This is a genomic window from Rhodoferax sp. (assembly GCF_039922535.1).
Taxonomy (GTDB): domain Bacteria; phylum Pseudomonadota; class Gammaproteobacteria; order Burkholderiales; family Burkholderiaceae_C; genus Rhodoferax_B.
In genome coordinates this window covers 22,315-32,935 of the sequence record NZ_JBDTEM010000221.1, presented here as the reverse complement: position 1 = coordinate 32,935, position 10,621 = coordinate 22,315, and the positions used below count along the sequence as shown (strand labels likewise).

Here is a 10,621-nt window from a genome sequence, read left to right as displayed (position 1 = left end):
TCTCGTCGGTCACGGTAACAACGGCGCTGAGCTGGCGCTCTTCGAACCAGGTTTTCAGCCCGCCGTGCAGCACGATCACCGGCTGGCCGCTGGGCAGGTTGCCGATCTCGCAGAGCCGCCAGGTCATCGGCATGCGCATGCCCATGCCGATCGCCTTGCTGAAGGATTCCTTGGCGCTGAAACGGGTCGCCAGGTAGCGCACGCCGCGCTCGGGGTTGCGTTCGCTGCGCTGGCGCCAGATGGTCAATTCGGTATCGCTAAGCACTTTTTCGGCAAACCGGTCGCCGTGGCGGCCCAAGCTGGCGCGGATGCGGCGCACGTCGCAGATGTCGGTGCCGATACCGTAAATCACCTCAGGCCTCGGAGGCAAAAGCTGCATCAATGCAGCGCAGGTAGTCTTGCACCGTGGCAGCGTAACCCAGCTCCAACGCGTCGGCCACCAGGGCGTGGCCAATGGACACCTCTTGCACCATGGGGCAGCCGCGCAGGAAGGTGGTGAGGTTGTCGCGGTTCAGATCGTGCCCGGCGTTGACTCCTAGATTAATAGCTGCTGCCGCGCGCCCTGTCTGCACAAACTGGTCAAAAACCTCTTGAAAATTCGCTTGGCCAAAGGCACTGGCAAAGGTTTCGGTGTACAGCTCGACCCGGTCGGCCCCCACCGCTTTGGCCAGCGCCATGGAGGCGGGCACCGGGTCCATAAACAGGCTGACGCGCACGCCCAGGCTTTGGGCCTCGGCAATCAATGGGCGCAGGCGCTCGCCGTCTTGCGCCAGGTTCCAGCCGTGGTCGCTGGTGAACTGGTCTTCGCCGTCGGGCACAAAGGTGCACTGCTCGGGACGGCACTGGCGTACAAAGTCCATCAGGTTCTGGAACGGGTTGCCTTCGATGTTGAATTCGCGGCCCGGCCAGGCTTTCAGCAGTGTGGACAGCTCGGTCACGTCGTCCGGGCGGATATGCCGCGCATCGGGCCGGGGGTGCACGGTGATGCCCTGCGCCCCCGCCTCCAGGCACAGCGTGGCCGCGCGGGCGACGCTGGGGATACCCAGGTGCCGGGTGTTGCGCACCAGGGCGACCTTGTTGACGTTGACGGAAAGCGCGGTGTGCGCGGAGGAATGTGTCATAAGGCTTGCAGGTCCATCATCAATTGCCGCGTATGCAGCGTTGCCATGCCGCAATGGTAGTGCAGCACCGCGCGCAATTGGGGCTTGAGACCATTCAACACATCGGCGCAGGCGCGCAAAGTGGCGGTAAAGGGTGCACCGGCTTGCAGCGATTGCTGCAGCGAGCGCCACTGCGCGCCACTGAGGCTGGCGCGGTCGTCGGCCTGGCTTTGGCGCAGGCCGCCCTCGGCCACCAGGCTGTAGCGGCCTGCAGGGTCCAGTGGCTCCAGCGTCAGGGTCTGCACGTCCAGCGACGGCAGCAGGCCGATTTCGCGCAGCAGCAGCAGCTCGAACGCCCGCAACGCCGGTTGCAGCGCCTCACCGTGTTCGGATGCCAGCACCTGCACCGCGACGGCGTAGGCATCGAACAGCACGGTGTGCGGATCGTCGCGCGCCAGCAGACGCATCAGCAATTCGTTGAGGTAGTAGCCGGACAGCAGCGCGTCGCCGGTCGGCATCACGTGCCCGCCCACCCACTCCGCGGCCTTGAGGGTGCGGATTTCGGCATCGCCGCCAAACGACAGCCGCAGGGGCTGCAAGGGCAGCAGGATGGGACGGAAGTTGGAGGTGGGTTTCTTCACCCCCTTGGCCACGATGGCCATACGGCCCTGGTGGCGGGTGAAGACTTCCAGTATCAGGCTGGACTCGCTCCAGTCGTAGCGGTGGAGTACGTAAGCGGGTTCATCGAGGGTGCGTTTAGTGGCCATGGTCAGACAAAATGCACGCCTAGGCCTGTCGCCAGCCTGGGAATGTGCTGGGTCAGTCTCCGTAGCCGAAAGAGCGCACACGGGCTTCGTCATCCGCCCAGCCGGAGCGCACTTTGACCCACACTTCGATGAACACCTTGGCGTCCATGAGTTTTTCCAATTCGACACGGGTTTCCATGCCGATGCGCTTGATGCGCTCGCCCTTGTCGCCAATCACCATGGCTTTGTGGCCATCGCGTTCGACCACGATGGTGGCGGCGATTTTCAGCAGGCGCTTCTGGCCTTTGCGGGCGGGCGGCTCTTCTTCGAACTTGTCGATGATGACGGTGGAGGTGTAGGGCAGTTCGTCGCCGGTGAGGCGGAACAGCTTTTCACGCACGGTCTCGGCGGCCTGAAACTTCTCGCTGCGGTCGGTCAGCTCGTCTTCGGCGTACCACCAGCCTTGCTCGGGCAGGTATTTGGCGCAAATGGCAAACAGGCGCTCTACATCTTTGGCGTTCTTGGCCGACATGGGCACAAATTCGGCAAAGGCGTGGCGTTCTTGCATGGTTTGCAGCCACGGGGCGATGTCGCCGCGGCGGTGCACGTTGTCCAGCTTGTTGGCGATCAGCAGCACAGGGATGTCCTGCTTGAGCAGCGACAACACCTTGGCATCGGCCAGGGTAAAGCTACCGGCTTCCACCACAAACAGAATCAGGTCCACGTCGCCGACCGCGCCCAGCACGGTTTTGTTCAGCGAGCGGTTCAGCGCGTTGTTGTGGTGGGTCTGGAAACCGGGGGTATCCACGAACACAAACTGGGTGTTTTCGCGGGTGCGGATGCCGGTGATGCGGTGGCGCGTGGTTTGCGCCTTGCGCGAGGTAATGCTGATCTTTTGGCCCACCACGGCATTGAGCAGGGTGGACTTGCCGACGTTGGGCTTGCCAACGATAGCCACCAGGCCGCAGCGCTGGCCCGTGGTGTCACCACCGGGGGCCACTTTTTTCAGACCAGCCAACATCCCTTCCAGCGAGGACAGGGCATCTTCAGGGGTATCGGGCGTATTAGCGGACTCGGGAACGGGATCAGGGGTTTGGCTTGCGGTCATTTGGAGGCTTTCACGGCGACGGCTTTAGATTGAAGTTTGACCAGCATGGCAGCCGCCGCAGCCTGTTCACCAGCGCGGCGCGAGCCGCCAATGCCGCGCTCGGTTTGGCCGAGCTCAACAATTTCACATTCCACATCGAAGGTCTGCCGATGGGCAGCCCCCAAGGTGCTGACCACGCGGTAGGCGGGTACTTTCATTTTGCGGCCCTGCAACCACTCTTGCAACTCGGTCTTGGGGTCTTTGCCGATGGCCTGCATCTGGGGGTTGATTTCCACCTCTTTGAACAGGCGGTGCACCAGGGCCTCGGCAGCCACGTAACCAGCATCCAGGTAGACCGCGCCAATTACGGCCTCCAGTGCATCGGCCAAGATCGACGGGCGCTTTTGGCCGCCGGAGCGGGCCTCGCCCTCACCCAGGCGCAGCACGCTGGGCAAATCCAGCACCACGGCCAACTGGTGCAAGGTGTCTTGCTTGACCATATTGGCGCGCACGCGGGACAGATCGCCCTCGGGCAGGTCTTTGAGGCGGGTGTAGAGCAAGCCTGCGACCGCCAGGTTCAGGACCGAGTCGCCCAAGAATTCGAGTCGCTCATTGTGGTCGGCCGAAAAGCTACGGTGGGTGGTGGCACGCACCAGCAATTTACTATCGGAAAAAACATGCTGCAGCCGTTGCTGCAGCGCTAAAAGGCCATCGTTCACGCTATTTGCTGGTTCCGCTGTACTTGATGAGCAAAAACGCTGGGCCCACCAATTCGATTTCTTTGTTGTAGGCGACGGACACCACGACCTTGTCGCCGTTCTTGGTCACTTCCAAATCCTTGCCCGACACGGACGAGATGTCGTCGATGGTGGCGGCTTTGTCAAAAATAGTACGCACTTCGGGCACGGTGTTACCGGTCTTGGACTTTTCCAGGGCTTTCAAAATCGCCTGGTGCTCAATCACAGTGGGCACCACCTTGGCACCCACCACGAACACCGAAAAGATCACCACGCCCAAAAAGACGACACCAAAAAAAGACAGGCCGCGCTGTTTGGACCTCAATGCATGTTTCATAGCTTGCCCTTTTAAACCTAGTGGAACGCGCCAATGCGCTTGATATTGCCAAAATTCATCCACACAAAGAAGGCCTTGCCGACAATGTTTTTGTCGGGCACAAAGCCCCAATAGCGCGAATCCAGCGAGTTGTCGCGGTTATCACCCATCATGAAGTACTGGCCTTCGGGGACTTTGCAGACCACGCCTTCAACGCTGTATTGGCAGTTTTGCCGAAACGCGAAGTCGTCGGCACCTTGCACAAAAGCGGGGCGGCTGTCGTCATTGAGCAAGCGGTGCGGCTGGTCGCCAAGCTTTTCTTCAAACTGCTTGAAGTAACGCATCTGGTCTTCGTCAAAGAAGTCAGGAATCTCCTTGGTGTCCATCACTTTGCCGTTGATGGTCAGGCGCTTGTTGATGTAGGCCACTTCGTCACCCGGCACACCCACCACCCGCTTGATGTAGTCCAGGCTGGGCTTGGGCGGATAGCGAAACACCATCACATCGCCGCGCTGGGGCGGTGTACCGTCGGTAATCTTGGTGTTGATCACCGGCAAACGCACACCGTAGTGGAATTTGTTCACCAAAATCAAGTCACCCACCAGCAGCGTGGGGATCATTGAACCCGAGGGGATTTTGAACGGCTCAAACAAAAATGAACGCAGCAAAAACACCGCCAAAATCACCGGGAACAAACCGGCGGTCCAATCCAACCACCAAGGTTGCATCAGCAACCGGGCACTGGCATCGGGCACCACTTGGTCGACCTGGGTGATACCCATTTTTTGCAGTTCGGCCAGGCGCTGGGCCGAAGCGGCCTCCAGCCGCAGCACCGCCTGTTGGCGGCGAGGGAAAAAGTAAAACTTCTCCGCCAGCCAATATAAGCCTGTCACCAAAGTCGCCAGAAACAGCAGTAAGGCAAAGTTGCCCTCTAGCATGCCCATGTACCAGGCTCCACCGTAGGCGACAAAAGCCGCCAGAATCATTGCCGTCAGAACTTGCATCAATCTTCCACCTGCAGAATTGCCAGAAAAGCCTCTTGCGGCACTTCTACCGAGCCGATTTGCTTCATGCGTTTTTTACCTTGTTTTTGCTTGTCAAGCAGCTTGCGCTTGCGCGAAATGTCGCCGCCATAGCACTTGGCAATGACGTTCTTGCGCAGCGCTTTGATTGTCTCACGGGCAATAATGCCGGAACCAATGGCGGCCTGGATGGCCACGTCGAACTGCTGGCGCGAAATGATCTCGCGCATTTTGGCCACCACCGCCCGGCCCCGGTACTGCGACTGGCTGCGGTGGACGATGATCGACAAGGCATCGACCTTTTCGCTATTGAGCAAAATGTCCACCTTGACCACATCGGCCGCGCGGTATTCTTTGAACTCATAGTCCATCGAGGCATAGCCCCGGCTCACCGATTTGAGCTTGTCAAAGAAGTCCAGCACGATTTCGGCCAGCGGCATCTCGTAGGTCAGCACGACTTGGCGGCCCTTGTAGGCCATGTTCATCTGCACACCACGCTTCTGGTTGGCCAACGTCATCACCACGCCCACGTACTCTTGCGGCATGTACAGGTGCACGGTGACAATGGGCTCGCGGATTTCTTCCATGCGGCTGGAGTCGGGCATTTTGGCGGGGTTTTCCACCATGGTGATGGTGCCGTCCGAGCGTGCCACCTGGTAGACCACGCTAGGAGCCGTAGTGATCAGGTCTTGGTCAAATTCGCGCTCCAAGCGCTCTTGCACAATTTCCATGTGTAGCAACCCCAAGAAACCACAGCGAAAGCCAAAGCCCAACGCCTGCGATACCTCGGGCTCGTAGTGCAGCGACGCATCGTTGAGCTTGAGCTTTTCCAGCGCATCGCGCAGCGACTCGTATTCACTGGCTTCGGTGGGGTACAGCCCGGCAAACACCTGGGGCTGAATCTCTTTAAAGCCGGGCAAAGCCGCTTCGGCCGGGCCAGCGTTGTTGGGCAGTTTTTTGTCCAGCGTGACGGTATCACCCACCTTGGCTGCCTGCAACTCCTTGATGCCCGCAATGATGAAGCCCACTTCACCCGCTTCCAGCGACTGGCGTACTTCGGTACCGGGCGTGAACACCCCCAGGTTGTCGGCGTTGTAGCAAGCTTCCGAGGCCATCATGCGGATGCGCTCGCCCTTGGCCAAGCGGCCATCGACCACCCGCACCAGCATCACCACGCCCACATACGGATCGAACCAGCTGTCGATGATCATGGCGCGCAAAGGGGCTGCCGGATCGCCCTTGGGCGAAGGCACCTTGGCCACGATGGCTTCCAGAATTTCGTCAATACCCACGCCGGTTTTGGCCGAGCACGGAATTGCATCCGTGGCATCGATGCCGATCACGTCTTCGATTTCCAGCTTGGCGTTGTCCAGGTCGGCGTTGGGCAGATCAATCTTGTTCAGCACCGGCACCACTTCCACGCCCAGCTCCAGCGCGGTGTAGCAATTGGCCACGGTTTGGGCTTCCACGCCCTGGCTGGCATCCACCACCAACAACGCACCTTCGCAGGCCGACAGTGAACGACTCACTTCGTAGGAAAAGTCCACATGGCCGGGGGTGTCGATAAGATTCAGGTTGTAAATCTGCCCGTCCTTCGCCTTGTAATGCAGGGCGGCGGTTTGCGCCTTGATTGTGATGCCACGCTCTTTTTCGATGTCCATCGAGTCCAGCACCTGGGCTTCCATTTCGCGTTCAGCCAAACCGCCACAGCGTTGAATCAACCGGTCTGCCAGCGTTGATTTACCGTGGTCGATGTGCGCGATGATGGAGAAATTTCTGATGTTTTTCATCAACGAGAAGCTTTATTTAAAGTGAAATCACTTGCATGGCCCAGGTTGCACTGCACCCCTGGTCCATGAAAGTCATGGGTAATAAACGAAAAAAGGGCGCGTCGAAAACGAACGCGCCCTGAACCAACAATCTTTGGCAACTGCGATAGCTGGAACTTCATTGTAGGCAAAAAGGCGGGCTTGCAAAGTCTGGACAACCGGGCAGGTCATGCGTTGCAAGGCCACAACAAGGAACTTATGCACAATTTATTCACAGGACGGTGGATAGGTTTCTGGACAACTTGTGGGTGGTTTGTGGACCACCTGTGCACCATGGGGAAGACGTCCCGCATCGTGGTTTCCAGCATTTTTGATATGTCTAAAACCTACCAAGGAGCCCCCTGATTCTATCCAAAATCGTTGCTAGAGCTTTTAAAAGTTAGTAGGTACAAACTTTCGACCGATTTTCGAGAGTCTCATGAAATTTGGATGACAACGTATTTTTCCTAGGATATGGCCTCCAAAGCCCCCACAAACCTATAAGGATTTGGGGGCTTTGGTCCAACGCACTTACTTCACAGGCCGAATCAACGCGTATTGCGCCCACTCGCCCCGGCGCAGTAGCAGGTTGATGGGCTTGTTTTTATCCATCTTAGCCACTGCGGCTTCGAACTCCTTGACGCTGTTGACCTCGGCGTTGGCAATGGCCACAATCACGTCGCCCTCTTTCACTCCGGCGCGGGCAGCGCCTTCGGTAGCGCTATCGACCTTGACACCGCCTTTGAGCTTGAGCTCTTTCTTCTGCGCATCGGTCAACTCGCTCACCACCAGGCCCAGTTGCTGTCCAGCGGACGATGCCTTGGGCTTGTCTTCTTTGCCAGTGGCTTTTTTTACAGGTTTATCGTCTTCGATCTCGATGATGGATACCGTCAGTTCCTTGGTCGCACCGCGGCGGAACACCGTCAGGCTACTCTTAGAGCCGGGCTTGGTATTACCCACCAGGCGCGGCAGGTCCGAAGACTTTTCGATTGTCTTGCCGTCAAATTTGGTGATGATGTCACCGGCCTCCACACCCGCTTTTTCGGCGGGCGAGCCGGTTTCAACACCACGCACAAAAGCGCCTAGCGCCTTGCCCAGGCCCACCGACTCCGCTATTTCCTTGGACACGGTTTCAATCTGCACACCGATACGGCCACGCGAAACACGGCCCGACACACGCAACTGGTCGCTCACCCGAGAAGCTTCGTCGATCGGAATTGCAAACGAGATGCCCATGAAGCCCCCCGAGCGCGAGTAGATCTGGCTGTTAATACCCACCACCTCGCCCCGCATGTTGATCAGCGGCCCGCCGGAATTGCCAGGGTTGATCGCCACGTCGGTCTGGATGAAGGACAAATAGTCACCGGTGTCACGCTGTTTGGCGCTAACGATGCCTGCCGTGACCGTGTTGTCTAGGCCAAAGGGCGAACCAATCGCCATCACCCATTCGCCCACCTTAAGGCGGCCTACATCACCCAGCTTGACTGCGGGCAAGCCGGTCGCGTCGATCTTGACCAAGGCCACATCGCTGCGCTTGTCGTAGCCGATGATTTTGGCTTTGAATTCGCGTTTGTCGGTCAAAGTGACGACCACCTCATCCGCACCTTCAACCACATGGGCGTTGGTCATGATGTAGCCGTCTGTGCTCAGAATAAAACCCGAGCCTACGCCGCGTGGAACCTCTTCTTCAGGCTGCTGCTGGGGCTTTTGGGGGCGTGGCGTTTGGCGCGGCATCTTCGGGATAGGCACGCCGAAACGTTTGAAAAACTCTTGCATGTCTTCGTCCATGCCATTGCCTTGCGCCTCATGGGTCGAGGCTTTTTCCAGCGTGCGGATGTTGACCACCGATGGCCCGACCTGCTCCACCAGATCGGTGAAATCCGGCAGCGTGCGGGTTTGCGCCCACACTGGCGCAACCGGCACCAAGGTCGCCACCGATACCAAAGCGATGCTGCACATCAAAGCAGCCGAACGGATATTTTTCAAACTGACTTGGAACATCGTCCATCCCTTCACAAAAAAAAAGAAGTCCCATGAAGACTTACGCAGCGCCTGGCCGGCGGCCCTCTGGGCCTTCAGGGCTGGGTAAGTCCGGGCCCTATTTCGCCCGCGTGAGTCCTTGGACAAACGCCTTTAAAGTGGTTTGCGGTGCTTCGCCCACCGCCGTCAACCACCATGCACCAACCCGGCGGGTAAGTGACTGGGTCGCGCCTACAGCCATTGCCCCCTCTTGGACATGGCGTTGGGGCTCATAAGGTTCGGCAAACAAGGACACCGAAGCCAGGCCATCTGAGAAAACCCACTGCACCGTGTTCTCGATAGGCCCGCCCACTGAACGGCGGAAGCAGCTCATGGGTTTGAAGCCGGGTACGCCATGTTTCAAGACCCAGCCCTCCGACAACGCCGTGGTTTTAACCATGGCCGCCGTCTCTACCTTGTAGCCGGTGGTGTTGGCCATCATTTGGCCGAGTTTGTCCATCTTCACGGGTGCGTCAAGTTGCAACTCAGAGAAGGCCGCCTGCTCCAGCACCTGGCCATCGACATCCAGGGTCTGCAACTTGACCACCAAGCCGGTATTCTTTTCGCTCCAGATGCGGTATCCGTAGCGCAGACGGTCTTTGGGCTTAAGGACCACCACGTCGGCATCAAACCCCGCCACCCGGTCGCTACCCACCCGTTTGGCCGCATAAAACGCGGGGATGGAGAAGTCCCCCGCCTCCAGCAAATTGGGGAACAAGCCCAACGATTCGCGCTTTTCTGCCACCGCCACCTTGGTTTCGGGCAAAAAGGTAATGACCTGGTCATTGTGGCGAAAGGTGGAGCGTGGCGCACCGGTCAAAGACTCGACCCGCTCCATCTGCTGCGCACCGTCGCACACATGCCAGATCCGCGCGCTGGACATGCTGCCGGGACCATAGGACACCACAAAGGTGCCGATATAGGCACGCTTGCCCGAGGCCTCGTGCATACGCATCAGCCATTCGCTGACGCCGCGCTCTGGGATGGCGGCGGCAGAGGCCGGCTCTGCAGGCACTGGCGTCGCACCATGGGCTAGAGGCAATAGCGCCGCCCATAGCGCAGCCAGCAACAATCCTTGGCGGGTTTTGATTGGCATATTGCGGCTGTATGGCACTTTAGCGGGCGGGAATCTCGTAGGTGGCATTGCTGATAAAGCCCGCAGGCATCTGCAAAGCCGAAGTGCCGCCAAACTGCCTGTGCGCAGCCATCAGTGCGTCCAGGCGCGCATCACGCAGCATGGTCTGGGGGGGCGCATCGTCGGCATTGGCCTTCGCCACGGTTTGCACTACGGGAGCGGCAGGAGTCGCCTGCGCCAGTTGCTGGCCTGCCGGAACAGCTCCCAAACCACCGGCCACATTCCAGCCTACAGCCACGACCGCCAGCAAAGAGGCTACGCCCGCGACCATCTTCCAGCGAAAGCTGGGCGCGTTGGCCGCAATATCGTCCGACTCGTCTTGGACATCAAACAAGGCCTTGGCGCTTGATTCATATGCGGCGATAGCTATTAAATTAGTAGTATTTACGGCGGGAGCTAAAACCGGCTCCAACGCCAGTCGGCTCTGGAAGCGGGCCAGAAAGCCCTGGTCATCGGCACAAAAAGCCAAGTCGTTGGAACGCAACACATCGCCCACCACATGGTAAGCATGCCAGGTGGCCTGGGCTTCGGGCTGCTGCGCCACCCGCTCGACCGCCAGCGCAAACGCCTCGCCGCGCAATTGCCCATCGGCCAATGCCGACAGGGCATCCTGCGGGGTGTCAATGTGTTCTTTGGCCATGTTCTTCACCT

General features: G+C 59.0%; 11 protein-coding genes. All 11 read right to left on the bottom strand.

Annotation, left to right across the window (positions count from 1 at the left end):
• Nucleotides 1-352, bottom strand: a 352-nt coding sequence (acpS, locus tag ABI213_RS10660) for a holo-ACP synthase (protein WP_348026987.1), incomplete at its 3' end; no start/stop codon positions are given.
• A gap of 1 nt (nt 353) precedes the next feature.
• Nucleotides 354-1,121, bottom strand: a complete 768-nt coding sequence (locus ABI213_RS10655) for a pyridoxine 5'-phosphate synthase (protein ID WP_348008995.1) — start codon at nt 1,119-1,121, stop codon at nt 354-356.
• Nucleotides 1,118-1,867 (bottom strand): DNA repair protein RecO, encoded by a 750-nt coding sequence (gene recO / locus ABI213_RS10650; RefSeq protein WP_348008994.1) that lies wholly within the window; start codon nt 1,865-1,867, stop codon nt 1,118-1,120. The genes ABI213_RS10655 and recO overlap by 4 nt, the downstream gene beginning before the upstream one ends.
• 52 nt (nt 1,868-1,919) lie before the next feature.
• Nucleotides 1,920-2,867, bottom strand: coding sequence for a GTPase Era (era, locus tag ABI213_RS10645; RefSeq protein ID WP_348009018.1), 948 nt, complete (start codon nt 2,865-2,867; stop codon nt 1,920-1,922).
• A gap of 83 nt (nt 2,868-2,950) precedes the next feature.
• Entirely contained in the window at nt 2,951-3,652 is a 702-nt protein-coding gene (gene rnc, locus ABI213_RS10640; protein WP_348008993.1) for a ribonuclease III, read from the bottom strand.
• A 1-nt stretch (nt 3,653) separates the two neighbouring features.
• On the bottom strand, nt 3,654-4,007 hold the full coding sequence (locus ABI213_RS10635; protein ID WP_348008992.1) for a DUF4845 domain-containing protein: 354 nt from the start codon (nt 4,005-4,007) through the stop codon (nt 3,654-3,656).
• Between the two features lie 17 nt (nt 4,008-4,024).
• Nucleotides 4,025-4,990, bottom strand: coding sequence for a signal peptidase I (gene lepB, locus ABI213_RS10630; protein WP_348008991.1), 966 nt, complete (start codon nt 4,988-4,990; stop codon nt 4,025-4,027).
• Nucleotides 4,990-6,798, bottom strand: coding sequence for a translation elongation factor 4 (gene lepA, locus ABI213_RS10625; protein ID WP_348026985.1), 1,809 nt, complete (start codon nt 6,796-6,798; stop codon nt 4,990-4,992). The genes lepB and lepA overlap by 1 nt, the downstream gene beginning before the upstream one ends.
• Before the next feature lie 549 nt (nt 6,799-7,347).
• Entirely contained in the window at nt 7,348-8,817 is a 1,470-nt protein-coding gene (locus ABI213_RS10620; protein WP_348007875.1) for a DegQ family serine endoprotease, read from the bottom strand.
• 97 nt (nt 8,818-8,914) lie between these two features.
• On the bottom strand, nt 8,915-9,931 hold the full coding sequence (locus tag ABI213_RS10615; protein ID WP_348007876.1) for a MucB/RseB C-terminal domain-containing protein: 1,017 nt from the start codon (nt 9,929-9,931) through the stop codon (nt 8,915-8,917).
• A 19-nt stretch (nt 9,932-9,950) separates the two neighbouring features.
• Nucleotides 9,951-10,610, bottom strand: coding sequence for a sigma-E factor negative regulatory protein (locus ABI213_RS10610; RefSeq protein WP_348007877.1), 660 nt, complete (start codon nt 10,608-10,610; stop codon nt 9,951-9,953).
• Between the last annotated feature and the right edge of the window lie 11 nt (nt 10,611-10,621).